The sequence below is a fragment of the Stenotrophomonas sp. TWI587 genome (genome assembly GCF_039674145.1).
GTDB classification, from domain to species: Bacteria; Pseudomonadota; Gammaproteobacteria; order Xanthomonadales; family Xanthomonadaceae; genus Stenotrophomonas; species Stenotrophomonas maltophilia_AY.
The window spans coordinates 300,893-326,911 of record NZ_JBDJMW010000004.1; the positions used below are offsets into that span (position 1 = coordinate 300,893).

Genomic DNA, 26,019 nt, shown 5'->3' on the forward strand with positions numbered 1-26,019 from the left:
CTGTTCAGGGCTCCCCGACCGAGGCCAGCAGGAACATGCGCGCCTTCTGCCAATCACGGCGGATGCTGCGCTCCGAGCGTTGGCACAGATCGGCAATCTCCTGCTCGGACAGGCCGGCGAAGTAACGCAGTTCCACCACCTTGGCCAGGTGCGCATCCACCGCATGCAGCTGGGCCAGCGCCACATCCAGCGCCAGCAGGTCTTCATCCAGGCGCACGCCGCTGCTGCTGTTTTCGGGCAGCTCCACCCGCTTGAGGTCACCGCCGCGTTTGCGCGCCAGCCGGTTGCGTGCGTAGTCGACCACCACGCTGCGCATCGCCGAGGCGGCGTAGGCGAAGAAATGCGCGCGGTCCTCGAAGCGGGCCGCGCCCCGGGAGCCGAGCAGCTTCAGGTAGGACTCGTGCACCAGCGAGGTGGCATCCAGGGTGCGCCCCTGCTGCCCGGCCAGCTGCCGCCGGGCCATGCTGTGCAGCTCGTGATAGAGCAGGGTCAGGACCCGATCGAGCGCGGCGCGGTCGCCCGCGCGGGCCGAATCCAGCCACACGGTGATATCCGGTCCTTCGTCCATCGCACACCCCCGCCGGTGACGTTGGCCGGACTATACCGCCCGGGAGGCGACGGGCGCGCGACGGCTCAGCGCTGGCAGTGCCCGCACCAGACGCTGGCGCGCTGGCCGATGGTGGCGTGCCGCAGCAGTCGGCCGCACTGGCGGCAGGGCTCGCCTTCACGCCCGTAGACCAGCAGCTCCTGCTCGAAATAGCCCGGCGCCCCGTCTGGATTGATGAAATCGCGCAGGGTGGTACCGCCGCGGGTGATGGCGTAGGCCAGGATCTGTTTCACCGCATCGGCCAGGCGCTGGTAGCGCGCGCGGGAGATCTTGCCGGCCTCGCGCAGCGGGTTGATCCCGGCCATGAACAGGCTTTCGGCCGCATAGATGTTGCCCACCCCGACCACGATGCCCTGGTCCATCAGGAAGGTCTTCACCGAGGCGCTGCGGCCACGGCTGCGGGCGAACAGGTAGTCGCCATCGAAGGCGGCATCCAGCGGCTCGGGCCCCAGCGCTGCCAGCAGCGCATGGGTTTGCCCGGCCGGCTGCCAGAGCAGGCTGCCGAAGCGGCGCGGGTCGTTGAAGCGCAGCAGGCGGCCGTTGTCCAGGCTGATGTCGACGTGGTCATGTGCGCGCACCGGGGTGTCGCCCGGTAGTACACGCAGGCTGCCGGACATGCCCAGGTGCAGCAGCGCGCTGCCGATGGCGGTATCGAGCAGCAGGTACTTGGCGCGGCGGCGCACGCCCTGGATGGCCTGCCCGGGGAGCAGCGTGCTGATCTCCGGCGGGATCGGCCAGCGCAGGTCGGGGCGGCGCAGAATCACGCCGTGGACGTTGCGGCCTTCCAGGTGCGGGGCGAGGCCGCGGCGGGTGGTTTCTACTTCGGGGAGCTCGGGCATGGGAGGGATTCTAAGGCGTGCCCCGATGAACCGCGCTAGAGCGGCGGGCCGCCCCGCTACGGTCCGAGTGACGCTCAGCGCGGCGGTGCAGCCAACTCGCGCGCACTCAAATACCCGTCGCCATTGGCATCCTGTTTGTGGAACCGCTGGATCAGCGTCTGCCGCTGCTGCTCCCGCGTGATCGGCGGGCCCTTGCCACCGGGCAGCTCATCGGCGCTGAGCACGCCATCGCCGTTGCGGTCCATGCGATCAAAGGCGTACAGCAGCCACTGCACGTATTCCTCCACGCTGACCCGACCGTCGCCATCGGTGTCCATGCGCTGCAGGTAGCTGCCGGTATCGGTGACCTGCGCCTTCGCCGTCGCATCGAGCAGACCAACGGCCAGCGCCAGACACGCAAAACGCCGCACAAGGCGGCGTTTCGCGGAGACATTCCCGGTCGGGAAGCGCATCGATCAGTGCGCCGTCAGTGCGTAGCCCTTCAGGCGCGCGGCGTAGTTCTGCAGCGCGGCGATGCCACTGGCTTCGGCTTCATGGCACCACGCCTGCAGCAGCTTCAAGCGTTCGGCGGCGTCATTGCCACGCGCTTCCAGCAGGGCCGCCAGACGCGCACGGTGTTCCACCAGCACGCGGATGCGCGGGCGCTGTTCAACCCACGTGCTGAGCTGGGCGCGGCAATCGGGCTTGAGCCAGCGGCCGTCGTTGACCAGGCCGCGGCGCATGCGGCGCGGCAACAGCTTGCGCAGCTTGGCGCCGGCCATCGCGGCCTCTTCGCGCAGGGCCGGCACGAACACGTTGCGCTGGTAATCGGTCATCGCCTGGAAGCGGTGCGACAGCAGGGCCTTGAGGGTTTCCGCATCCGGCACGGCGATGTTCGGGCGCACGTCCATGCTCGGCGCGACACGCAACACCTTGGCCAGACGCACTGCCTGCAGACCGCGGATCACCGCCCAGCCGATATCGAACTCCCAACGGCGCATCGAGAAGCGGGCCGAGCTCGGGAAGGCATGGTGATTATTGTGCAGCTCTTCACCGCCCACCCAGAACGCCCACGGCGTCAGATTGGTGGAGGTGTCGGCCGATTCGAAGTTGCGGTAGCCCCACCAGTGGCCCAGGCCATTGATGACGCCGGCCGCCCAGAACGGGATCCAGGCCATCTGGATCGCCCACAGGGCGACGCCGGGCAGGCCGAACAGCACGCTGTTGATGACCAGCAGTGCGACCGGGCCGAGATTGGCGTGCGGGGTGTACAGATGACGCTCGATCCAGTCATCCGGAGCGCCGCGGCCGTACTGATCGATATCCGCGCGCATCGCGCGGGCCTCGCGGTACAGCTCCACGCCCCGCCAGAACACCATGCCGATGCCCTTGGTCACCGGGCTGTGCGGGTCTTCATCGGTTTCCACCTTGGCATGGTGCTTGCGATGGATCGCCACCCACTCCTTGGTGATCATGGAGGTGGTGAGCCAGGTCCAGAACCGGAAGAAGTGCGCGATCACCGGGTGGAAATCCACCCCGCGGTGCGCCTGGCTGCGGTGCAGATACAGGGTCACGGCGAAGATGGTCAGCTGGGTGAACACCAGCAGCACCAGGCCCATGCCCCACCAGCCGAGGCCGACGACACCGCCGGTCAGGAAGTTGAGGAGCGTATCGAACATCGCAGGACTCCGGGCCGCAGTCGGCCGTCAAGGAAACAGGGATACCTCCAGACATGATGGGGCCAGACGTTGCAAACTTCATCCCTTCGATGCCATTTTTGCGCAGTCATTCAGTTCTCCCCTTACCTTCGTGAGCATGCCCCCGCATTCATGACAGTCGCAGCCTCGCCGGTGGTGCCGGCTTCCCCCGTCCCCCTGATCGAGCTCGACCGCGCCTGTGTCATCCGCGGCCAGGTCCGGGTCCTGCATGATCTGAGCCTGCGCATCGAACAGGGCCAGCACACCGCCCTGCTCGGCCCCAATGGCTGCGGCAAATCATCCTTCATCAAGCTGATCACCCGCGAGCTGTACCCGCTGGCACACGGCGACGGCACGGTGGCGGTGCGCGTGCTCGGCCAGAACCGCTGGCAGGTGGACCGCCTTCGCTCGCAGCTGGGCATCGTCACCGGGGACCTGAGCAGCAACCTCTCGGACATGCCCGGTCTGACCGTGGAAGAGGCCGTGCTGACCGGCTTCTTCGCCAGCTTCGTGGTGCCGGCCTTCCGCGAGGTGAGCCCGGAGATGCGCGGCCGAGCGCGTGAAACCCTGGCGATGACCGGTGCCCTGCCCCTGCTGCAGCGCGGCTATGCCGAACTCTCGGCCGGGGAAACCCGGCGCGTGCTGATCGCCCGCGCGCTGGTGAACCGGCCGCAGGCGCTGCTGCTGGATGAACCCTCCACCGGGTTGGACCTCATCGCCCGCGAGCAACTGATCGCCACCATGCGCGAACTCGCCCGCCAGGGCATCACCCTGGTACTGGTGACCCACCACATCGAGGAGATCATTCCCGAGATCGAGCGGGTGGTGATGCTGCGCGGCGGCAAGATCCTCGCCGATGGCCCGCGCGCGGAGCTGCTGCGCGATGCGCCGTTGTCCGAGCTTTTCGGCGGCCCGATCCGCGTGGTGGATCAGGCCGGCCGGTTGAGTGCGTTCGCAGGTTAGGTCACGCGGCCTAGAACCTAACCGCCACCGCGCGTGATTCGATCGGGGCCATCCGGCTCTGGTCCTGCAACTGCAGGTCGCGCACTTCGAACGGGGCGGCATAGCCACGCGGGAGTGCCACGCTGGCGAACGGCAGCCGCAGCTCACCCGCCCCCGCCGTCGCGAACCACGCCGCACTGTGTGCCTGCGCCACTGGCCGCAGCGTCCCGTCGGGGCCGGTGGCATACAGCGTGCCGCGCGCTTCGTAGCGGCCGGGCGCACCAATCTGCAACGGCAGGCGCACCTCGCGGCGGCTGGCATTCGCCTCGACCTGGCCCTGGAAGCGCGCCGTCGGTTGCGCCACGGCGAACGCCACCTTGGCATCGCGCTGCACGCCATCGGCACTCACGAACGCCTGCAGTTCCCACAGCCCCTGCGTGATTCCGATGTCCTGCGGCACGGTCACCTGTGCACGCAGACCGTCTTTGCCGACGACCAGCGGCACCGGCCAGCTGCGGCCATCGGGCGCCACCAGCAGGGCCTCGCCCACGGCCGGCAGCGGCCGCGCGCTGGCACGGCCAAGCTGCGCCGCTGCAGCGCCACCGTCGTTGACCAGACGCGCGCTCAGCGTGAGCGTGCCACCGGCCAGCACCCGTTCGCCGCTCGCCTGCAGCTGCAGGGCGATCGGGCTGTTGGGTTCGAGCACCTGCACCACATAGCGGCCCTGGGCCTGTGTGCTCTGCAGGCGGTAACTGCCCACCGCCGACGTGGTGCCCGTGCGGACCATGGCCGTGCCCGTGCCGACCGACATCCCGGCCGCGCGCAGTTGCTGGTCATCGACCACCTTGGACACCGCCAGCGCTCCGGCCGGGTCACGCACCTGCCATTGGGTGGTATCCAGCGCACGGGCGCCCTGCACCGGGCTGAGCTGGATCACCGCGTCGGGCGCGGTCAGCGGCAACACCAGGCCCCGCTGCAGCGCCGGTGCGTCCACCATCTCCCAGTAGCTGCGGCTGCTGGCCATGAAGGCCGGCGCAGGGGTCAGCGCCTGGGTCGGATCCAACGCCCAGGCAAAGCTCACCGGCGCCTGCTCCACCGGCCCGGCCGGCAAGGGCGCGCGCTCCACCGCGCGTGGCACCTGGTCGCTGGCGCGGGCGGCCAGCAGCGGTTGTGCCGCCTGCAGTGGCAGGGCTGCCAGGGCGGCGAGCAGGGCCACCGCGATCGTCGTCTGTCGCATCATGGTGGTGCTCCTCACAGGGTCAGGTCGTTGCGCAGGATCGTGCCCAGGCCGAAGCACTCGCGCCGACTCTGGTTGTGGCTGAGCGGCTCGGCGCCTTGGGTGCGCTGTTTGTCGGTGAACCAGGTGGTGCCGGCCGCCTTCTGGCTGCTGCACTCCAGGAAGCCGTCCGAGCAGCTGTTCAACCAGTTCTGGGTGAACTCCAGGCCCACGTTCTGCGCGTAGCCACCGCAGTAGCTGTTGCTGTCCCATACCGCCGATTCCACATCCGATCCGACCACCGCGCGGAACGGCCTGGGCAATGCAGGCCGGCCAGCGGTGCCGTAGAGGTTCTGCGCGTTGTAGGTGGCCATGTGGCCCACCTGCTGCTGGCGCACGGCGTCGCTCTTGTAGCCCAGCAGCCAGCCCACCGAGGTTTCGAACGCGTTGCCGTTGAGCACCGCGTCGGCCAGCGGCGTACCGGCGGAGGACGGCGCCAGTGCGGTGACCTTGCTGACCGTCTGGATGATCTTCGGATAACGGCTGTCATAGGTGGGGTTGGACAGGATCCAGCGCACCACGTTGCCGCCGTTGGAATGGGTGATCACCACCAGCTTGGTGATGCCACGGGTGTTGATGAAGCTGGTCAGCTGCCCCGCCAGACAGCCGGCTGCCTCCGGCTTCCACATGTACTGCTCGAAATCGCAGTTGATGACGGTGTAGTTGCTGCTGTTGGGCAATCCCTGGCGCACGGTATCGATGATGCCCGGCTGCCAGTAGTCCACGCGCGCATCGGTCTGTTTGCCGGTGCCATGCACGAACGCCACCCCCACCACATCGGCCGCGTGAACACTGCCGCACGCCAGCATCACTCCCAGGGCGATACCGCCACCCCACCTTCCTGCGTTGCTTCGCATCCGCTGTCTCCTTGCAGGTGATCCCCCTGATGACCGGCGCTGCCGCGTTGCCATGGGGTGCATGTATCCATGCAGATATGACGAACGATGGCGCCTGCGATGACGCTATGTCGTGCGATCCATGAAATCCGTGAACCAGTCGCGGGTTTCCGTCATCCGGGGCACGGCCATGCCGGATCTGGCCGGATGACGAACGGCCGCTGTCGTTGAAGGATGAAGCTGCGATCATGCCGCTCCCTCTTCTTCGAGACCTGCCGATGTCCTCGTCCCTGCGCTCCGCTGCCGTTCGCCCGCTGCTGGTGACTGCCCTGCTCGCCGCGCTCGCCGGCTGCGCGTCCACGGCCGCACCGCGCACCACGGCGGTGGAGGCCTCGGTCACGACCAAGGCGGTCGGCTACCTGCAGAGCACGGCCGTACCGGACAGCCTGGCCCTGGTACCGTCACCGCCGGCCGCCGGTTCTGCCGGCTTCGCACTGGACGAACAGGTCAGCCGTGAAGCCCGTGCCCTGCGCGGCAGCCCGCGCTTCGAACAGGCCCACCGCGATGCGGAACTCGCCTTCCCGGCCGGTGCCAACCAGTTCTCCTGCGCGATCGATGTCGACGTGGATGCGGTGAAGACGCCGGCCCTGTACCACCTGCTCGAACGCAGCCGGATCGATGCCAGCGCGGCCACCCGCACCGCGAAGAAGCACTACCAGCGCGCGCGGCCGTTCATGGTCAATGGTGAGCCCACCTGCTCGCCGGAAGACGAGCAGGACCTGCGCGGCAACGGCTCGTATCCCTCCGGCCACACCTCGATCGGCTGGGCCTGGGCCCTGATCCTCTCGGAGATCGCCCCGGACCGCGCCGATGCGATCCACGCACGCGGCCGCAACTACGGCGAGAGTCGCCTGGTCTGCAACGTGCATTGGCAGAGCGACATCCTGGAGGGCCGTTTCATGGGCGCTGCTGCTGTGGCACGCCTGCATGACAATGCCGCCTTCAACAGCGACCTGCTGGCTGCACGCAAGGAAATCGTGGCGGCACGCAAGGCGGGGCTCCATTCGGCACGGGATTGCGCGACTGAAGAAGCGGTGTTGAAGGTGCGGCCGGCCAGCGCGTTGTAAGACAGCGCGTGTCGGTGGAGTTGCGTTGCTGGTAGTGCCGGCCGCTGGCCGGCTCCTCACGGCGCCGATCGACAAACAGCAGAGCTGTAACGGGATTGGGGCAGCCGACCAACGGTCGGCTCTACCTCGCAGGACGAAAAACGGCGCGGATTTCTCCGCGCCGTTTTCGTTTCAGGGGCGTGCCCACCAACGGTGGGCACCTACCGCATGACGTGGATCAGAACTTCGCGGTGAACTCCAGACCGAACGTACGCGGCTCGTTGAGGAAGCCGGTCAGGTTGTTGAAGTCGATTGCGCCGACCACGCGGACCTGGTCGGTCAGGTTGCGGCCGTACACGGCCACGTCGTACTGGCCGTAATCCCAGTTGTAGCCCAGGCGCAGGCCACCTTCCAGCGAGGAGCGGCTGCGGAACTCCGGCGACTCGTACAGGAAGAAGTTCACTTCGCTGCGGTAGGCCCAGTCGGTGTAGACGTAGAACTCGCTGGCATCGTTGACCGGGAAGCCGGCGCGCAACGTCAGGTTGTGGATCCACTTCGGCGCCTGCGGCAGCGGGTTGCCGTTGACCAGTGCGTAAGTGCCGCCATCGATGACCGTGGTCGGGTCGGTGATGGTGCAGCCGCCGCCACAGATCGCCACCGCCAGATCCTTGTCCTTGATCTCGGTGTCGTTGTAGCTGCTGCCCAGGGTCAGCAGCACGTGGTCGGTCAGGTAGGCTTCGAAGTCGAGCTCGGCGCCCTGGCCGAGGGTCTTGTCGGCATTGAGCAGGGTCGCGGTGTTGTTGGTGCCACCCACGGCGATCAGCTGCTGGCCATCAACGTTGTAGCGGAACACGTTGAAGCCCAGGCGCGCGCGACGGTCGAACAGGTCGGCCTTGATGCCGGCCTCGTACGAGATCACCTTCTCCGAATCGGCCTGCGAGACGCCACCAAAGGCCAGGCGGCCCTGGATCGACGGCGCGCGGAAGCCCTTGGCCACGCGGGCATACGCGTTGAGGTTGTCGGTGATCTGGTAGACGCCGCTCAGGTCCCAGCTGACGTCGTTGACGTCGGTCCTGGCGATGTACGGGCCGCTGACCGGGGTACCGAACGGCACCGCCTGCAGCACGCTGGCGCTGAAGTCCTTCTTGTCCTGCGTGTAACGCACGCCACCGCGCAGCTTGAAGCGCTCGGTCACGTCGAAATCGCCGGAGGCGAACGCGGCCCACGCCTTGTTGCGCTGCTGCTGCACGGCGTGACCGGTCTGCGGATTGCCCGGGGTCAGCGAGTCGTAGTTGAAGCTGTCGATGGTGACATCTTCATCGAAGTAGAACACGCCGGCCTGCCAGTCGAAGCGGCCCCACTCATTGGATTCCACGCGGAATTCCTGGGTCCACTGGCGGTGGTGCGGCAGGCCATCGGCCGATTCGGAGGCGAACGGGATGTTGCCCGGGCCGTAGTTGCCGGCGCCCAGGAAGCTGGCACCGTAGCCGCCGTCGATGTCGCCGTGGTTCAGCGATTCGGCGGTCTCGTAACCGGTGATCGAGTGCAGCGTCACGCGGCCCAGATCCCACTTCAGGCGCGCGCTGCCGCCCCAGGTTTCCAGGTCGGAGAAGTTCTGGCCATCGGTGGAGACTTCATCGCGGTCGAAGTTCTCGACCAGCTGGTTGGTGCCCGGCTTGATGATGTTGGCGCGGAACAGGCGCGCGGTGCCGTTGAGCTTGCGCTTGTGCAGGTTGAACAACGCTTCGACGTCATCGCCTTCGTAGAGGAACTGCACGCGTGCGGCGGCTTCGTCATACCCCTCGAAGCCCTGCGCCGGGGCGCCTTGGCGGGTGTTGGTGACCCAATCGTCGCGGCGCTGGTACAGCGCGGAGACGCGTGCCGACCAGCGGTCGGTCAGCGGGCCGCCGTAGGCGCCCTGCGTGTTCCAGGTGTTGTAGCTGCCGTAGGCGACCTTGATGTAGCCGTCGGCATCCTGCGAGGGACGCGCCGAATCGAACTTCACCACGCCCGCCGGGGTGTTGCGGCCGAACAGCGTGCCCTGCGGGCCACGCAGCACTTCCACACCGGCCAGGTCGAACAGCGGGAAGCCCTTCAGCAGCGGGCTTTCCTGCACCACATCGTCATACACCAGCGAGACCGGCTGCGAGGCATTGAGGTCGAAATCGGTGTTGCCCAGGCCGCGGATGTAGAAACGCGGGAAGGCACGACCGTAGGACGATTCAATGTTCAGGCTCGGCACACGCGCCGACAGGAAGCGGATGTCATCGCCAGCCGAACCGAGCACGTCGAGCTTTTCACCCTGGATGGCCGAGATCGAGACCGGCACGTCCTTGGCGTTTTCGACGCGGCGTTGCGCCGTGACCTGCAGCGTATCGAGGGCCACCGGATCCTTGGTGGCGGGGGCGTCCTGGGCTGCGGCCGTCAATGGCAGCAGGGCGGCGAGGGCGACAACGAGCGGGTGCACGGACGGAAAACGGCCGTGGGCAGTGCGGTTCGGGAACATGGCGTTTAGGCTGTGTTGGGAGGGGTGGTGGACCGGCGCTACCAGACAATTGTTGCAGTACAGCAACAGAGCCGCAAACAACCGCTATTCATTACGCCTGCCGGCCTGCCCCCGCTTCGGTATGCTGGCGGCCCTCGATGCCCATTCACGTTGCCACGCCGATGACCTTACTGCGCCGTACCCGCCTGACGCTGTCCGTTGCCCTGCTCGGCCTGCTGGCCGGCTGCGGCGGTGATCCCGTGCGCCCGACTCCCCCGCCCGCAGCCATTCCGGTCACCCCGGCCAAGCCGGTCAAGATCGGCATCGCGCTTGGCGGCGGCGCGGCCAAGGGCTTCGCCCATATCGGTGTGATCAAGATGCTGGAGGCCAACGGCTTCGAGCCGGTGGTGGTGTCCGGCACCAGCGCCGGCAGCGTGGTCGGCGCGCTATATGCCAGCGGCATGGACGCGTTCCAGATGCAGTCCAAGGCGGTGGCCCTGGATGAAGCCAGCATCCGCGACGTGCGTCTGTTCTCCGGTGGCCTGGTGCAGGGCCAGAAGCTGCAGGATTACGTCAACGCACAGGTCGACAACCGCCCCGCCGAGAAGCTGAGCAAGCCCTTCGCTGCGGTCGCCACCCAGCTGGAGACCGGCGAGCGCACCGTGTTCGTGCGCGGCAACGTCGGCCAGGCGGTGCGCGCCTCCAGCAGCATCCCCGGCGTGTTCGAGCCGGTGAAGATCGGCAAGTACAACTACATCGACGGCGGCGTGGTCAGCCCGGTGCCGGTCGATGCGGCGCGCCAGCTCGGCGCGGACATCGTGATCGCCGTGGACATCTCCAGCAAGGCCAGCGGCAAGGCGCCGACCGGCATGCTCGGCATCGTCAACCAGTCGATCTCGATCATGGGCCAGCGCCTGGGCGAGCAGGAGCTTGCGCGCGCGGACGTGATCATCCGGCCGAAGGTGCTGGACATCGGCGCCGCCGATTTCGGCCAGCGCAACAACGCGATCCTGGAAGGCGAGAAGGCCGCGATGGCGGCGATGCCGCAGATCCGCGCCAAGGTCCAGCAGCTGCAGAAGGCACGTGCCGCCGCGCTGGCGCCGCCGCCGCCCACGCCCAAGTGCGATGAGCCCTCGCGCGTGGGCAGGCTGATGGGGCGCAAGGAAAAGTGCTTGTAATCCGGTAGCGCCGGGCGCTGCCCGGCGGCCTTACTCCAGCTGCGACAACGGCAGCGCGCGGAAATCCTTCACCGTGCGCAGCACGAAGCTGGAATTGACGTCGGCCACGCCGGCGGCATTGAGCAGCTTGTCCAGCAGGAAGCTGGAGAAGTGCTCCAGGTCGCGCACGTAGATGTGCAGCAGGTAATCCATGTCGCCGGTGAGCGCATGGCAGGCCACCACCTCATCCCAGATCAGCACGCTGTCGGCGAACACGCCGATGGCGTGCTGGTCGTGTTTCTCCAGCTGCACCCGGACGAAGGCCTGCAGCCCAAGGCCGATCTGGCGGGGCTCCAGCCGGGCACCATAGCCGGCGATCACGCCCTCGCTCTCCAGCCGCTGGACGCGCCGCAGACAGGCCGACGGGGACAGATTCACCCGTGCAGCCAACTCGGCGTTGGTCGCGCGGCCGTGTTGCTGGATTTCCGCCAGCAGGCGCAGATCCGTGCGGTCGAACTGGGCAATTCCGGTCATTGCTGCCCCGCAACATGAGGTGGACGCAACGATCTTGCGCCAGAAGCCCATATCCGCGCAACTTTGCAAACCTCTTGCGCGCCCCCTGCCCTAGCATCGACAGATGACTTCCCAGGAGACCACCACGATGGAAACCGCCACCGCCCCGCGCCGCGTCGAACACCAGCAGACCGACAAGGGATACGTGCCGGTCTATACCACCGCCATCGTGGAACAGCCCTGGGACAGCTACACCGCCGACGACCACGCCACCTGGAGCACGCTGTACCAGCGCCAGCGGGCGCTGCTGGAAGGCCGCGCCAGCAAGGAGTTCCTGCACGCGCAGGACGAGATGGGCATGAGCGCGCACATGATCCCGCGCTTCGATCAGCTCAACGAGGTGCTGGGCGCCGCCACCGGCTGGACCCTGGTCGGGGTGGAAGGCCTGCTGCCGGAGCTGGATTTCTTCGATCACCTGGCCAACCGCCGCTTCCCGGTGACCTGGTGGATCCGCCGCCCGGACCAGATCGACTACATTGCCGAGCCGGACATGTTCCATGACCTGTTCGGGCACGTGCCGCTGCTGATGAACCCGGTGTTCGCCGACTACATGGCCGCCTACGGCCGCGGCGGCGTCAAGGCGCATGCGATCGGCCCGGAAGCGCTGCAGCACCTGACCCGGCTGTACTGGTACACGGTGGAGTTCGGCCTGATCAACACCGATGAAGGCCTGCGCATCTACGGCGCCGGCATCGTGTCGTCCAAGGGCGAATCGCTGTACTCGCTGGAGTCGGCAGCGCCGAACCGGATCGGCTTCGATCTGGAACGGATCATGCGCACCCGGTACCGGATCGACACCTTCCAGAAGACCTACTTCGTCATCGACAGCTTCGAGCAGTTGATGGAGGCCACCGCACCGGATTTCACCCCGATCTATGCCGCGCTGGAGGCCAAGGAGCATCTGCCGGCCGGTGAGGTGCAGGACGGCGACCGCGTGTTCCAGAAGGGCACTGGGGAAGGCTGGGAAGACGGCGGCGACGTGTAACGTCGTGACGCAATTCACCGGGGCTGTTGAAGTTTAGACACCTATCCTTCAAAAGCCTCGGGAGCTTTTGAAGGTTGGCAATGGGTGGAGCCGGGTCATGCGCTGCTGCCTTTCATCGCGGATACGCCAACAGCACCACCAGATCCATCTCCCCCACCTGCTGCAGCGCATGCGAGCTGCCGGTCCTCGTCAGCAGCGCATCCCCCGCCGCCACGTCGTACTGCTTCCCATCCAGTACGTAGCTGCCCTGCCCGCTGACGATGTAGTAGATCTCGTCCTTGTGCTGCGGGTGCAGGCCGATCCCCGCGCCCTTGTGCAGCACACGCTTGCGCAGCACGAACGGAAGGTCCGTGTCCCCGGCGAAAAACGGATACGCCGTGGTCGGCCCCGCTCCACCATGCGGGCCGGGCTGGGTCACCGCGATATCGCGCTCGTGGACCACGCGCGAGGGTTTGGTGGCCTCACCACCCTGCCCTGCACTGCGCACCTCGCAGTCGATGTCGCGCTTCAGTGCAGGCCTCATCGTCGGCTGCAATGCCACCCAGTCACGCATCACCAGGCACGCCACCGCCGTCGCACCGGCCACGCTGAAGTGCGTGCCATCGGCCTTGTTCTGCTCGGGCACGAACATGAAATACGGTTTGGCGCCCTGCTCGCCCAGCCCGCGGATCCAGCGCGTGGAGCTGTCGTTGAGATCGATCAGCGCGACCTGCTCGCGGGTGGCCAGCGCTTTCACCGCCTGGGTGTACACGCCATGCGTATCCAGCAGCGAACCGAAGTCATACAGCAGCCGCGCCACCGGGGTGATCAGCACCGGGGTGGCGCCCTTGTCGCGGGCCAGCTGCACGTAGCGCATCAGGAACTGCGGGTACGCGGTGGCAGGATCGGTGTAGCGGGTGGGGTCTTCGAACTTGGCGTCGTTGTGACCGAACTGGATCAGCAGCACGTCACCGCGCTGGAGCTCGGCGGCGATCGCATCCAGGCGCTTCTCATCGATGAAGCTGCGCGTGCTGCGGCCGCCCTTGGCATGGTTGCGGACCTCCCACACGGCGGGATCGAGATAGCTCTGCAACGCCTGGCCCCAGCCGGCCTGTGGCGCGCGCTCCGGGCCGTACGCGGCGGCGGTGGAATCCCCGGCAATGAAGATGCGGTGCGGGGCGCACAGCGCGCTGGGGGCCGCCATCAACAGCGACAGGGACAGCAGCAAACGCAGCATGGTCATGCTCCTGGGTGGAGAGCTGCCGGCCGGCGGCCGGCACTACCGGCGTGCATCTGGGGGAAAGCCCCCTGCGTCAGGGGGGGCCGCGAAGCGATGGGGTCTGGAGGTAACGATTGCTTGAGGCCCACGATCTGCCGCGCAGATCGTGGGAGCGCCAGCGCGTAGCGAGGGTGTTACCGGGCCAGCCAACCACCGTCGACCGGCAGCACCGCGCCGTTGACGTAGTCCGAGGCGCTGGAGGCGAGGAACACGGCGGTGCCGCCGAGGTCTTCCGGGGTGCCCCAACGCGCGGCCGGGATGCGGTCGAGGATGGACTTGTTGCGGTCCTCATCGGCACGCAGCGCGGCGGTGTTGTCGGTCGCCATGTAACCCGGCGCGATCGCGTTGACGTTGATGCCCTTGCTGGCCCATTCGTTGGCGAGCAGGCGAGTGATGCCGGCGATGCCGCTCTTGCTGGCGGTGTAGGACGGCACGCGGATACCGCCCTGGAAGGACAGCATCGAGGCGATGTTGATGATCTTGCCGCGGCCCTGGGCGATGAAATGCTTGCCGGCGGCCTGCGAGATGAAGAACGCGGATTTGATGTTGACGTTCATCACGTCGTCCCAGTCCTGCTCGCTGAACTCCACCGCATCGGCGCGGCGGATCAGGCCGGCGTTGTTGACCAGGATGTCCAGGCCGCCGAGGCCTTCGATGGTTTCGCGGATGACGCGCTCGACCGGCTCGATGCTGATCAGGTTCGCTTCGATCGCCAGGCAGCGGCGGCCCAACGCGGTGATCTTTTCGATGGTCTCGGTGGGCGGCGCGATGCCGGCCACGGCGACGTCGGCACCGGCCTGCGCCAATGCGACCGCGATGCCCTGGCCCAGGCCGGTGTTGCCACCGGTGACGAGAGCGACCTTGCCTTCCAGACTGAACGGATTAGCCATTGCGTATGTAGTCCTTGTCCAATGCGTAACAGGCGCCGCCGGCGCGATGCCGGCGGCGCGTCGGGGTCACTTGAGCTGGCAGATGTCCAGCACGTGCATGTCGGTGTAATCCAGGTTCTCGCCGCCCATCGCCCAGATGAAGGCGTAGTTGCTGGTGCCCGCGCCCATGTGGATCGACCACGGCGGCGACACGACGGCTTCGTTGTTCTGGATGACGATGTGGCGCTGCGCGTCCGGCTCGCCCATGAAGTGGTACACGCGGTCGTTCTGGCCCAGGTCGAAGTAGAAATAGACTTCGCTGCGGCGGTCATGCAGGTGCGGCGGCATGGTGTTCCAGACGCTGCCCGGCTTGAGCACGGTCAGGCCCAGCAGCAGCTGCGAGGACTGGCAGGTGGCCGGCACAATGTACTGGTAGATGGTGCGCTCGTTGCTGGTTTCCAGCGCGCCACGGTCCAGGGCCACGGCATCCTTGATCGACAGCGCCTTGGTCTCGAAGCGCGCGTGCGCCGGGGTCGAGGCCAGGTAGAACTGGGCCGGGGTGACGGCGTCGTCGGAGGCGAACACCACGTCTTCGCTGCCCATGGCCACGTACAGGCCGTCCTTCGGGCCGAGCTTGAACACGGTGCCATCGACCGTGACGGTGCCGCTGCCGGCGCCGACGTTGATCACGCCCAGCTCGCGGCGCTCCAGGAACGCATGGCCGGCGGCCGAGGCCGGTTCGGTCTGCTTGGGCAGCGAGACCGGGCCGTTGACCGGGGCCGCACCGCCGAGCACGAAGCGCTCGTAGTGGGTGTACTTCAGGGTCACCGCATCGGCGTTGAACAGACCGTCGAGCAGGTACAGATCGCGCAGGTCGTCATTGCTGGCGCCCTTGATGGCGTCGGGATGGGTGGCGTAATGGGTCTTGCAGTACATGGCGTCTCCAGAGCAGGGGTGGGGCGATGCGTCGGCCCCGGCACGATTTCAGCTGATTGTAGCCAGTTGGTAAACCGGTGTCATTTTGCAGCGCACGATAGGCCGGGGCGGGCCCCGGCGGGCGGAATCTCCCGCAGATATCAATCCTCGGGGGGCTGGCAGGAGTCGCGCACGATCAGGTGCGGACGCACGCTGGCGTGCTGCATCACGGCCTGGCCATCGGGCTGGATGAGCATCGCGGCCGCCGTGCGGCCGGTGTCGCGGGTGTGGCGGCGCACCGAAGTCAGCGACGGCCACAGGCGCGAGGCCAGCGGACTGTCGTCGTAGCCGATGATCGAGAGCTGGCGCGGAATGTTGATGCCCGCGCGCAGGGCGACCTTGTAGATACCGGCGGCCATTTCATCGTTGCCGGTGAAGATGGCGGTGGGGCGCTGCTTGCCCAGCAGCAGCTTCTCGGCCGCGGCCACACCGGATTCGAAGGTATAACCGGCCTCGACGATGCGTGCCGGGGGCAGCTCGATGCCGCGCTTGGCCAGCGCGTCGATGAAGCCGGCGGTGCGCTCGTGCGCGGAGCGGTAGGCGCTTGGGCCGGTCACTAGGGCGATGTCGCGGTGGCCCAGCGAGAGCAGGTAGTCGGCCGCCTCGGCGGCGCCGTCGCGATCGTGGGTGACCACCATCTGCGAGGTGTCATCCAGCGGCAGCGAGGCGATCCGGGTGAAGCGGCAGCCGATTTCATCGAGCATGTCCACCAGCGCCTGGTCTTCAGAGGCACGCGGCACCAGGATCACGCCGTGCAGTTTCTGTTGCTGCACGAAACGGCGCACGCCGTCGATATATCCGGGGCTGCGCGAATCGCAGGGGTGCACGACCAGCTCGAAACTGGAGCCGCGCAGCGCATCCAGCGCACCGTACTGCATGTCCACGATGTACTGGGCGGTCGGGTTGTCGTAGACCATGCCGATCAGGAACGAGCGGCGGAACGCCAGGCCGCGGGCCAGCGGGTCCGGCGCGTAACCGACCTCGCGCATCAGCGCCTCGACCTTCTCGCGCGTGTCCTTACGCACCAGCGGTGAGTTGTTGATGATGCGCGAGACGGTCTTCTTCGATACCCCGGACAGACGCGCGATGTCGTTGATCGTGGCGGCCTTGCCTTTGGTCAATCCGTGCGGCGACGGATCGGTTTTGCTGCGCAATGACATGTCGTTCAAACCGGGGATGAGTCAGGGGATTCTAGCGGGGAGCTCAATCGAGGGCGCGGTAGCGGAAGTTCCGGAACTGGACCTTGCCGTCGCCGGCAGCATAGATCGCCGGCTTCAGGGCCAGGAACTTGCCCGCCACATTGTGATGGTAGCCGGAGACTTCCATCTGAACCGGGTACTTCTGCCAGGTTTTGCCGTCGGTGCTGGAGTGGATGGTGACGATATGGCGGTTGTTGGTCACGCGCAGCCACAGCTTGCCACCGGTGGCACTGGGCGCCAGCCGGGTGGGGCGCTCCTCGCCGTAGCGGTGCATGATGAACTTCTCGCCGTTGCTGCCCACACCCACGTACAGGCGGTCGCTGTAGAAGAGCAGGGCACCGCCGACCGCGCCGGGCGCGATCTCCATCTCGACCTCGAACTGGTAGGCCTTGTCGCCGGCGATGGCGGTCAGCGGCGAGCTGTCGCGCGGGGTTTCGCCCTTGCCCTGCAGCACCAGGCCCTTGCCGGTGAAGGACAGGCGCTTGTACTCGTCCTGGGCCGGGTTGAAGAAGGACCACTGCGCACCGAGCGTGCTGCCGCGGAAATCATCGGACAACGCCATGCCGTGCGGGCCGACCGACGTACCCGACGGCTTGGCCAGCGGCTGGCCCAGGTCGCCGCCCTTGGCCACGAACCAGCCATCGGCGGTCCATTCGATCGGCTCCAGCAGCGCCTGGCGGCCCAGCGTCCAATACCCGTTCTGGTAGCCGTGATACATCATCCACCAGCGCCCGTCGGTGCCTTCGATCACCGTGGCGTGGCCGCGCGACCACCACGGCTCGGCGGCCGACTGGGTACGCATGATCGGGTTGTTCGGCGCGTTCACCCACGGGCCGTGGATCGAGCGCGAGCGCGCGGTGATCACCATGTGCCCGGTCGGCGGGCCGGCGGTGCCGCCCACGGCGGTGGTCATGTAGTACCAGCCATCGCGGAAATTGATCTTCGGGCCTTCCTGGGCATAGGCCTCCACGTCCCAGCTTTCCGGGTACTTCCAGCCGTCGTAGACGTGCTTGGGCGTGCCGACCACGCTCAGGCCGTCATCGGCCAGCTGCACATAGTCGCCGCCGCTGAGGAACAGGTAGCGCTTGCCGTCTTCGCCCACGGCATGGCCCGGGTCGATGTAGCCGCCCAGGCCGATGTCGATCGGCTCGCTCCACGGGCCCTTGATGCTGTCGGCCCAGACCACGAAGTTGCTGCGGGTCTCGCCGGTGCGGGCGGGGAAGTAGATGTAGTAGCGGCTGCCGTGCTTGACGATGTCCGGGGCCCAGATCGCACCGACGTTCTTGGTGATGGCGTGGCCCAGCGGCTGCCAGTTGACCAGATCGCGCGAATGCCAGATCGGCAGGCCGGGGTAGGCATCGAACGAGGACAGGGTGAGGTAGTAGTCCTCGCCATCCTTGAGCACCGAGGGATCCGGGCGGTCACCGGCGAACACCGGGTTGAGGAAGGTACCGTTGCCCAGATCGGCCTGGCGCTGGTTCTCGATGCCGCGCTTCCAGGTGGCGGCGGGCTCTGCAGCGTGGCCGGCACCGGCCAGCAGCAGGCAGGCGGTGGCGAAGCTCGCCAGGGTCTTCCTCAGGTGCATCGTCTGTCTCCCTTGAACGTATCGTGGGCCGGCCGCGCTCAGCGCGCCCCGGGCCCGGCAAGACGCTGTTGCCAGCGTGGGTACTCGGTGGTGATCAGGGTCTGCGGCCAGGTTCCGTACCAGTGATAGCCGGTACGGCGCTCGCGAGGGATGTCGTTGAACGTGGCCACGAGTTCACCCTCGCGGTTGGCCAGCAGCACCGAACTGTCGTGCAGGTCGTGAAAGCGGCCCCACAGCAGCGGCGCGTCTGCATCAGCGACCAGGCGGCGGTCGACCGTGGTGCGGTGGAACGCGAACTGTTCCGGCGTTGTCTCGAAGGTCTCCAACCGCCAGCCGGTCAACGCGTGCGCCTGGAACCACGCCATGGCGGCGTTGACCGAGGCGACCACCTCCGGCGAGGGATCCGGGATCGACATCAGGTAGCGGACCACGCCGACACTCTCGTCGGTGACCAGCGCCGGCAGTTCGAACTTCCGGCCCTGCGCGGGCTGCAGCGTGGTGCGGTCGTACTGACCGGCCCAGATCGTCGGCACGCCGTCCTGGCGCACCTGCAGGCGCAGCAGGCAGGCGTCGCCGGCGGTCACGGCCGCGTCCACGCGGGCACGCTGATCGGCCGTGATGAACCCGAACACCGCCTCGCGCTGGATGCGCCGCAGCGTGGTCAACACACCGCTGGTGACATCGTCGGCGAAGGTGATGTGGCCGTGGTACGACGTGCGCGAGGGCACCGAATGCGGCCAGCCACCACAGCCGGGGATCTGCTCGGCGAGGATGAAGTCCAGCCCGCGCACCGCCGCGTCGCGGTAGCGGGCATCGCCGCTGCGCGCGAAAGCGTCGGCCAGGTAGCTGACCTGGGTGTAGATGTTGCGGTTGTCGAAGCTGCCGCCGGGGGTGGCCTGGTCGGCCAGCACCTGTGCCTTGGCGGCATCGTCGAGGATCCGCTGCGGATCCTGGTTGACCGCCCAGCCGCCACCACGACGCTGCAGCGCGACCAGGTTGTCGGCGATCTGCCGGTACTGATCGGGGGAATAGCGCGGGTAGTCCGTGCCGTGCCCGCTCTGCCAGTGGTTGATGCCGTCCTGGAAGCCGCGCAGCGGGATGTCCTGGCCCTGCGCCATGACGGCGCAGGGCAGGGCGATCCACAGCAGGGCTGCCAACCGCCGCACGCTTACGCGCGCAGCAGGGCGGGCAGCCACAGCGACATTTCCGGGAAGAAGGTCACGATCAACAGCACGCCCAGCGCGGCGAACCAGAACGGCCAGATCGAGCGCATGCTCTCGCCGACACTGATCTTGCCGATTGCCGTACCGATGAACAGCACCGAGCCCACCGGCGGCGTCACCAGGCCCAGGCCACCGGTCAGCACCAGCACCAGGCCGAAGTGGATCGGATCGATGCCGTAGGCCTTGGCCACCGGCAGGAAGATCGGCGTGCAGATCAGGATCATCGGCGCCAGGTCCATGAAGGTGCCCAGCAGCAACAGCATGATCACGATCATCAGCAGCACCATGAACTGGCTGTGCGCGAACGACTGCAGGAAGTTGACCGCGGCCGAGGGCACTTCGAGATACGCCAGCAGCCAGCCGAACACGGCGGCCGTGGCGATCACGAACAGGATCACACCGGTGCTGCGTGCGGCATGGGTGACCGTGCCGAGGAACTCGCGCCAGTCGAGCTGGCGGTACAGCACGGTGGTCACCAGCAGCGCGTAGACCACGGCGATCGCCGCGCTCTCCACCGCGGTGAAGATGCCCGCACGGATACCGATGAAGATCAGCGCGACCAGGCCCAGGCCGGGCAGGGCCGAGACCAGGCGCAGCAACACGGCGCGCCAGCCCGGGAAGATTTCCACCCCGTAGCCGCGGCGTCGCGCCACGACGTAACCGGTGATCATCAGGGCGACGGTCATCAGCAGGGCCGGCACGATGCCCGCCGCGAACAGATCGGCGATCGACAGGCCGCCACCGGCTGCGGCCGAGAACAGGATCAGGTTGTGCGACGGCGGCACCAGCAGCGCGACGAGCGCCGCGGTGATGCTGACATTGACAGCGAAATCACGGTCGTAACCGCGCTTGACCATCTGCGGAATCATCGTGCCGCCGACCGCCGAGACATCGGCGATGGCCGAACCGGACACACCGCCGAAGAACAGCGAGGACAGGATCGAGACCTGGCCCAGGCCGCCACGCATGCGCCCGACCAGCGAGGAGGCCAGCGAGATCAGTCGCTCGGAGATGCCGCCGCGCATCATGATTTCACCGGCGAAGATGAACAATGGAATGGCGATCAGCGAAGCCGAGCCGGTGCCGGCCGAGATCTGCTGGACCAGCACCAGCGTCGGCAGATCGAGGTACCACAGGGTGGCCAGGGCGGCAGCGGCAAGCGCGAACGCAACCGGCACACCGAGCAGCAACAGCACCGCGAACACGGTGAAAAGAATGGTAATACCCATGACTCAGCGATCTCCCTCGGCAACGGCATCGGCCGGCCGTACAGCCAGCGCCATCTGGTTCACGGCGAAGATCGCCATCAAGGCGCCACCGATCGACAGGGGCAGGTAGTTGATGCTCTGCGGCAGGTTGGCGCCGGCGGCCTTGATATCCAGGCCGTCCATCAGCAGCACGGCCGCCCACCAGGCGATGACTACGCCCAGCACGGCCACCACCAGCGCGGCGAACACATCGACAGCGCGGCGCAGGCCCGGGCCCATGTGCGCGGCCAGCAGGAAGAAACCGAAGTGGCGGCGGGTATGCACACCGGTGGCCGCACCCAGGCTCATCGCGGTGGCCAGCAGCAGCAGCGTGACCGGCTCGGTCCAGCTGGGCGAATCATTGATCACATAGCGGGCGAACACCTGCCAGCCCTGCACCACCACCAGGCCCAGCAGGGCGATGACGGCAATGTAGATCGCCACATCGGCGATGACGTTGAGCAGGCGCTGCGGCGCGGTGGGGGTGATGACGGTTTCGGAAGTCGAGTCGGACATCGCGTCGGGGCCTCAGGCGAAGTCGCGGATGCGACGGGTGAGGGCGGCCAGCTCCGGCTGCTGCAGGTAACGCTGCAGCAGCGGGTCGGCGGCCTTGCGGAAGGCCGGCATGTCGACCTCGTTGAATTTGATGCCGAAGTCGGCCACGGCCTGGCGGGCGGTGTTTTCCGAGGCATCCCACTGCTCGCGCATCACCTGCACCGATTCGCGCGCGGTCTCGATCACCAGGGTACGGTCGGCCGGACTCAGCGCATCGAAGCTCTGGCGCGACATCAGCAGCACGTCCGGTGCATAGGAGTGATCGCTCTGCGACCAGTAGTGCGCGGCCTCGAAATGACGGCTGGAATGGAAGCTGCGCATGTTGTTTTCCGCACCGTCGATCATGTGCGTTTCCATGCCCGAGAAGGTGTCGCCCAGCGACATCGGCGTCGGGTTGGCGCCGAGCAGGCGCATCAGCTGGATGAAGATGTCCGAGGACGCCACGCGCAGCTTGAGACCGTGCAGATCCTTGGGCTCCACGATCGGGTGCTTGGTGTTGTAGAAACAGCGCGCGCCGGAATCGTAGATCGCCAGACCGACCAGATCGCGGGTTTCAAAGCCCTGCAGGACCGTATCGGCGACGCCGCCATCGAGTGCGCGGCGCATGTGCGCCACCGACTCGAACACGTAGGGCAGGCACAGGCCCTGGGTCAGCGGAAATGCGTTGTTGAGCGCGCCGGAGTAGACGCGGGTGATATCGATGGCGCCGAAGCGGGCCATGTCGATCGCCTCGGACTCACGGCCCAGTTGGCCGGAGTGGTACTGGCGCAGCCGCAGCCGGCCGCCGGTTTTTTCTTCCAGCGTCTTCCCGATCCATTTCACCGCGGTCACAGTGGGGTAATCGGCGACGTGGACGTCGGTGGCGGTCAACAGCTGCGCACCGGCCGGTGCGGCGTTGGACGACCGCGAACAGGCTGTCAGCGCGGGCGCGGCAAGCGCGCCCAGACTGGTAGCCAGGAAACTTCTGCGAGTGAACATCTGCGCCCTCCCAAGCGTGCTCGCCATGTCCGCGCGGTCAACCGGCGGCGATGGCCTTGCAGGTAATGTCGCCGTAACCGACGAAACGGATCAATGCTTCCTGGCCCACGGCGATGTCGTGGATGCCGGTCGCGTTCCCACTGGCGATCAGATCGCCGGCCTTCAACGGCCGCCCACGCTGCGCCGAGCGGCCCAGGGCGAAGGCATAAGCGGTACGCAGGCCGCCCGGCAGCAGGGTCGCGCCACCGGTACCGACCACCTGGCCTTCGATGCGGGTTTCCGCACGCAGGTCGGCGTCGTCCAGGCGGGTCCAGTCCGGGATTTCCGGGCCGAGCACCAGGCCGTTGTTGTTGCCGAAGTCCGACACCACCACGCGCGGGCCGAGCTTGTTGATGGTCGCCAACGGGCTGCTGGCCACTTCAACGCCGATGAAGAGCTTGGCGGCCAGCGCCTCGGCTTCTTCCGGGGTCCAGTGCAGCTTGTCCGCCGGAGCGTCTTCCTGCAGCTGGATCACGTACTCGGCCTCGACCGCGCCGAAGCCGCCGACGAACACCGGAATCTCTACTGTTCCACCGGTAGCATTCCAGAGCTGACGCGAGAAAATCGGGCCCAGCAGACGGTCGTCGCCGGAGACGTCGCGGCGCTCGGCCGCGATATAGCCGACCTTCCAACCCACCACCTGGTCGTCCCACAGCGCGATGGCCTGGTCCTGTACCTGGTAGGCGGTGACGAGGTCTTCCGGGATGTTTCCCGGGAAGTCCGGCAGGGATTGGCCTTGTTGGCGGGCGCTGACGAAGTGGCGGGCGATCTCGCCCAAACCCTGGTCTGGCAGGTCCTGTTTGCCGTGTTCGTTGCTCAAGCGGGTCTCCCGGAAAATTTGTTGCACTGCCAATCGACAGTGGCTGGATGAGCTGTATATGGTAAACCGGTGTCATTGGCAATGTGCAGCGCATCAGAAGTGCTGCCGGTCGGGCACGATGGCCGTTCCCACCCAGCCTGGAAGGATCCCATGCGGATGCCCCGCACCGTGTTGATGCCCCTGTTGACCCTCGCATTGCTGGCCTGCAGCCTCGCCCATGCTGCCGACCGCGCCGTTCCGGATACCGAGCCGCCGCCCGGTGCGCCCGACCACATTGCACTGTGGCCGGAGGGCCAGGTGCCGGGCGAAGCCGGGCCGGCCACGGCCCCCAACGTGGTCGAGCGCAGCATCGACCCGGCACGGCCGGACCGCTATATCGACAACGTCAGCGCGCCCTATCTGGTGGTGTACCGCCCGGCGCGCCCGAACGGCAGCGCCCTGCTGGTGGTGCCGGGCGGCGGTTACCAGCGCATCGTGCTGGACAAGGAAGGCACCGCGCTGGTGCCGGCGTTCGTCGATGAGGGCGGCGTGACCCTGTTTGTGCTGCGCTACCGGCTGCCGGCCGGCCGCAGTGATCGTCAGGCTGCGCTGGCCGATGCGCAGCGCGCGATGCGGGTGATCCGGGCCGATGCTGCGCGATGGAAGATCGATCCGGAGCGCATCGGCGTCATGGGTTTCTCGGCCGGCGGGCACGTCGCCGCGCGGTTGAGCAACGGCTTCGATGCACCTGCCTACCCGCACCGCGATGCGATCGATGCGCTCAGCGCGCGCCCGGATGTCGCGCTGCTGATCTACCCGGTGATCGACATGGGCACGCATGCGCATACCGGCTCGCGCGAGCGCCTGCTCGGACCTCGCCCGGATGCGGCGCTGCAGCAGCAGTTTTCGATACAGGATCAGGTCCGCGCCGATACGCCGCCGACCTTCCTGGTGCATGCGCAGGACGACGATGTGGTCCCGGTCCACAACAGCCTGGTCTATTACCAGGCGTTGCTGCGCGCCGGCGTCACCACCGAAATGCATCTGTTCCCGTTCGGCGGCCACGGCTTCGGCGTGCGCATCCCGGCCGGTCTAACCGTCGCGCAGTGGCCCGAACTCGCCCTGCGCTGGATTCCCTCGCGCCACACGGAGCCTGCGCGCCATGACTGATTCCCCCGCCGATCTGCAGCGGCGCCGTTTCCTGCGCGACAGCGCGCGCTATGCCCTGATGCTCGGTGCGACCAGCCTGCCGTTGCTGCCCGCCTTCGCCGGCGTGCCCGGCCCGCGCCACGCTGCCGCGCCACTGGCGCGCGTGCGCAGTGGCCGCGTGCGCGGGCAACTGGAGCAGGGCATCCACGTGTTCCGTGGCATTCCCTACGGCGCCGATACCGCCCCCCGGCGCTTCCAGCCCGCCGTGCAGGAATCGGCCTGGCGCGGGGTGCGCGATGCACTGGCATACGGCAATGCCGCACCGCAGGGCGGCAACGAAGGGCCGGGCAGCGAAGACTGCCTCTACCTCAACGTGTGGACCCCGGCGCTGCGCGACGGGGGCAAGCGCCCGATCGTGTTCTACATCCACGGCGGCGCCTACAACAACGGCTCGGGCAGCGATCCGCTGTATGACGGCAGCGCGTTGTGCCGGCGCGGCGACGTGGTCGTGGTTACGGTCAATCATCGCCTCAACGTGTTCGGTTATCTGTACCTCGCACAGCTGGGCGATGCGCGTTTCGCCGATTCCGGCAACGTCGGCCAGCTCGATCTGATCCAGGCACTGCAGTGGGTTCGCCAGCATGCGCATGAGTTCGGTGGCGATGCGGGCAACGTCACCGTGGTGGGGCAATCCGGCGGCGGGGCGAAGATCGCCACGCTGATGGCCATGCCCGCCGCGCGCGGTTTGTTCCAGCGCGCGTGGACCATGAGCGGGCAGCAGGTCACCGCGGCCGGCCCGCGGGCGGCCACCCAGCGCGCGCAGATCGCGATGCAAGCGGTGGGGGCGGCCGATGCCGAGGCGCTGCGCACGATGCCGATGGAAGCGCTGCTGGCCGCCACCCGTGCGCGCGACCCCTCGCGCGTGGAAAACAGCAGTCTCTACGTTGGGCCGGTGCTCGACGGGCGTTCGTTGCCGGTACATCCGTTCTGGCCGGAGGCGCCCGCACAGTCCGCCGGGATTCCGATGGTGATCGGCAACACCCACGATGAGACCCGCGCCTTCCTCGGCAACGACCCGGCCAACTTCGCCCTCACCTGGGAGACGCTGCCGGCCAAGCTGGAAAAAGAGCAGTACGTAGACCTGCTGCCGGCGGTGGTGATCGCCGAGTACCGCCGCCTGTATCCGCACTACACGCCTTCGGAGGTGTTCTTCGCGGCCACCACGGCCGGTCGTTCATGGCGCGGTGCGGTGGAGGAACTGGAGGCCCGTGCGCGCCAGGGCGCACCCACCTGGGCCTACCAACTCGATTGGGGCTCGCCGCTGGACGGCGGCAAGTTCGGTGCGTTCCACACGCTGGATATCCCCTTGGTGTTCGACACCACCGACCGCCCCGGCTCGCGCACCGGTGACGGCGAGGAGGCCACAGCCGTGGCAGCCACGATGAGCGAGGCCTTGATCGCCTTCGCCCGCCATGGCGATCCGAATCATGGCGGACTGCCACGCTGGCAGACCTATTCGCTCGCGCGCCGCGAAACGATGCTGTTCGATGCCACTTCTCAGCAGGCCGACGACCCGCGCGGTGGCGAGCGTCGTCTGTATCAGCAGGCCCCCTTCATTCAACGAGGTACGTTCTGATGCGGTGTACGTCCTGGCTGCTGGG

Annotated in this window: 24 protein-coding genes; 6 read left to right on the forward strand and 18 right to left on the reverse strand. The window is 67.4% G+C overall.

Features of this window, described 5'->3' with window-relative positions:
• Positions 1–4: 4 nt before the first annotated feature.
• The 4 genes from ABE464_RS08875 to ABE464_RS08890 form a co-directional block, all read right to left on the reverse strand.
• Positions 5–568 (reverse strand): ECF-type sigma factor, encoded by a 564-nt coding sequence (locus tag ABE464_RS08875; RefSeq protein ID WP_088435324.1) that lies wholly within the window; start codon positions 566–568, stop codon positions 5–7.
• Positions 569–633: 65 nt separating this feature from the next.
• The gene (gene mutM, locus ABE464_RS08880; protein ID WP_346471643.1) at positions 634–1,446 is read right to left on the reverse strand and encodes a bifunctional DNA-formamidopyrimidine glycosylase/DNA-(apurinic or apyrimidinic site) lyase; all 813 of its coding nucleotides are present in this window, start codon (positions 1,444–1,446) and stop codon (positions 634–636) included.
• A 74-nt stretch (positions 1,447–1,520) separates the two neighbouring features.
• Positions 1,521–1,898 carry an EF-hand domain-containing protein gene (locus ABE464_RS08885; protein WP_346471644.1) on the reverse strand — a complete coding sequence of 126 codons (378 nt, stop codon included), beginning with the start codon at positions 1,896–1,898 and terminating at the stop codon, positions 1,521–1,523.
• A gap of 3 nt (positions 1,899–1,901) precedes the next feature.
• Entirely contained in the window at positions 1,902–3,104 is a 1,203-nt protein-coding gene (locus tag ABE464_RS08890; protein ID WP_346471645.1) for a fatty acid desaturase, read from the reverse strand.
• Between the two features lie 150 nt (positions 3,105–3,254).
• Here ABE464_RS08890 and ABE464_RS08895 point away from each other — a divergent pair, with 150 nt between their 5' ends.
• Entirely contained in the window at positions 3,255–4,085 is an 831-nt protein-coding gene (locus ABE464_RS08895) for an ATP-binding cassette domain-containing protein (RefSeq protein ID WP_346471646.1), read from the forward strand.
• A 10-nt stretch (positions 4,086–4,095) separates the two neighbouring features.
• Here ABE464_RS08895 and ABE464_RS08900 read toward each other — a convergent pair whose 3' ends face one another.
• Together ABE464_RS08900 and ABE464_RS08905 are read right to left on the reverse strand one after the other, a co-directional pair.
• Complete coding sequence (locus tag ABE464_RS08900) at positions 4,096–5,304, reverse strand: DUF4785 domain-containing protein (RefSeq protein ID WP_346471647.1); 1,209 nt, start codon at positions 5,302–5,304, stop codon at positions 4,096–4,098.
• A gap of 11 nt (positions 5,305–5,315) precedes the next feature.
• Positions 5,316–6,149, reverse strand: a complete 834-nt coding sequence (locus ABE464_RS08905) for a hypothetical protein (RefSeq protein ID WP_346471725.1) — start codon at positions 6,147–6,149, stop codon at positions 5,316–5,318.
• A 305-nt stretch (positions 6,150–6,454) separates the two neighbouring features.
• On the opposite strand from ABE464_RS08905, the gene ABE464_RS08910 reads away from it, so the two are divergent.
• A complete protein-coding gene (locus ABE464_RS08910) occupies positions 6,455–7,303 on the forward strand; it encodes a phosphatase PAP2 family protein (RefSeq protein ID WP_346471648.1) in 849 nt (282 codons plus the stop codon).
• Positions 7,304–7,520: 217 nt separating this feature from the next.
• On the opposite strand, the gene ABE464_RS08915 is transcribed toward ABE464_RS08910, so the two are convergent.
• Positions 7,521–9,788, reverse strand: coding sequence for a TonB-dependent receptor (locus ABE464_RS08915; protein ID WP_346471649.1), 2,268 nt, complete (start codon positions 9,786–9,788; stop codon positions 7,521–7,523).
• Positions 9,789–9,949: 161 nt separating this feature from the next.
• Here ABE464_RS08915 and ABE464_RS08920 point away from each other — a divergent pair, with 161 nt between their 5' ends.
• Entirely contained in the window at positions 9,950–10,945 is a 996-nt protein-coding gene (locus tag ABE464_RS08920; protein ID WP_346471726.1) for a patatin-like phospholipase family protein, read from the forward strand.
• Positions 10,946–10,975: 30 nt separating this feature from the next.
• Here ABE464_RS08920 and ABE464_RS08925 read toward each other — a convergent pair whose 3' ends face one another.
• Positions 10,976–11,458: an Lrp/AsnC family transcriptional regulator gene (locus ABE464_RS08925; protein WP_123730980.1), complete on the reverse strand. Its 483-nt coding sequence runs from the start codon at positions 11,456–11,458 to the stop codon at positions 10,976–10,978.
• Positions 11,459–11,585: 127 nt separating this feature from the next.
• Between ABE464_RS08925 and phhA the strand changes: the two genes are divergently transcribed.
• The gene (phhA, locus tag ABE464_RS08930; RefSeq protein WP_346471727.1) at positions 11,586–12,482 is read left to right on the forward strand and encodes a phenylalanine 4-monooxygenase; all 897 of its coding nucleotides are present in this window, start codon (positions 11,586–11,588) and stop codon (positions 12,480–12,482) included.
• Positions 12,483–12,594: 112 nt separating this feature from the next.
• Here phhA and ABE464_RS08935 read toward each other — a convergent pair whose 3' ends face one another.
• The 10 genes from ABE464_RS08935 to ABE464_RS08980 all read right to left on the reverse strand — a co-directional run bounded on the left by ABE464_RS08935 (position 12,595) and on the right by ABE464_RS08980 (position 23,230).
• Positions 12,595–13,698, reverse strand: coding sequence for a GDSL-type esterase/lipase family protein (locus ABE464_RS08935; protein WP_346471650.1), 1,104 nt, complete (start codon positions 13,696–13,698; stop codon positions 12,595–12,597).
• A 176-nt stretch (positions 13,699–13,874) separates the two neighbouring features.
• Entirely contained in the window at positions 13,875–14,630 is a 756-nt protein-coding gene (gene kduD / locus ABE464_RS08940) for a 2-dehydro-3-deoxy-D-gluconate 5-dehydrogenase KduD (RefSeq protein WP_070426315.1), read from the reverse strand.
• A 66-nt stretch (positions 14,631–14,696) separates the two neighbouring features.
• A complete protein-coding gene (kduI, locus tag ABE464_RS08945) occupies positions 14,697–15,545 on the reverse strand; it encodes a 5-dehydro-4-deoxy-D-glucuronate isomerase (RefSeq protein ID WP_346471651.1) in 849 nt (282 codons plus the stop codon).
• A 140-nt stretch (positions 15,546–15,685) separates the two neighbouring features.
• A complete protein-coding gene (locus ABE464_RS08950) occupies positions 15,686–16,744 on the reverse strand; it encodes a LacI family DNA-binding transcriptional regulator (protein WP_346471652.1) in 1,059 nt (352 codons plus the stop codon).
• 43 nt (positions 16,745–16,787) lie between these two features.
• Positions 16,788–18,368 carry a family 43 glycosylhydrolase gene (locus ABE464_RS08955; RefSeq protein ID WP_346471653.1) on the reverse strand — a complete coding sequence of 527 codons (1,581 nt, stop codon included), beginning with the start codon at positions 18,366–18,368 and terminating at the stop codon, positions 16,788–16,790.
• Positions 18,369–18,406: 38 nt separating this feature from the next.
• On the reverse strand, positions 18,407–19,564 hold the full coding sequence (pelA, locus tag ABE464_RS08960; RefSeq protein ID WP_346471654.1) for a pectate lyase: 1,158 nt from the start codon (positions 19,562–19,564) through the stop codon (positions 18,407–18,409).
• Complete coding sequence (locus ABE464_RS08965) at positions 19,537–20,820, reverse strand: TRAP transporter large permease (protein WP_019184091.1); 1,284 nt, start codon at positions 20,818–20,820, stop codon at positions 19,537–19,539. Before ABE464_RS08965 ends, pelA begins: the two co-directional genes overlap by 28 nt.
• A gap of 3 nt (positions 20,821–20,823) precedes the next feature.
• A complete protein-coding gene (locus ABE464_RS08970; protein ID WP_019184090.1) occupies positions 20,824–21,354 on the reverse strand; it encodes a TRAP transporter small permease in 531 nt (176 codons plus the stop codon).
• Between the two features lie 12 nt (positions 21,355–21,366).
• The gene (locus ABE464_RS08975; protein WP_026069922.1) at positions 21,367–22,371 is read right to left on the reverse strand and encodes a TRAP transporter substrate-binding protein; all 1,005 of its coding nucleotides are present in this window, start codon (positions 22,369–22,371) and stop codon (positions 21,367–21,369) included.
• Positions 22,372–22,408: 37 nt separating this feature from the next.
• On the reverse strand, positions 22,409–23,230 hold the full coding sequence (locus tag ABE464_RS08980) for a 2-keto-4-pentenoate hydratase (protein WP_346471655.1): 822 nt from the start codon (positions 23,228–23,230) through the stop codon (positions 22,409–22,411).
• Positions 23,231–23,380: 150 nt separating this feature from the next.
• Here ABE464_RS08980 and ABE464_RS08985 point away from each other — a divergent pair, with 150 nt between their 5' ends.
• The gene (locus tag ABE464_RS08985) at positions 23,381–24,379 is read left to right on the forward strand and encodes an alpha/beta hydrolase (RefSeq protein ID WP_346471656.1); all 999 of its coding nucleotides are present in this window, start codon (positions 23,381–23,383) and stop codon (positions 24,377–24,379) included.
• On the forward strand, positions 24,372–25,994 hold the full coding sequence (locus ABE464_RS08990; protein ID WP_346471657.1) for a carboxylesterase/lipase family protein: 1,623 nt from the start codon (positions 24,372–24,374) through the stop codon (positions 25,992–25,994). Before ABE464_RS08985 ends, ABE464_RS08990 begins: the two co-directional genes overlap by 8 nt.
• The last annotated feature ends 25 nt before the right edge of the window (positions 25,995–26,019 follow it).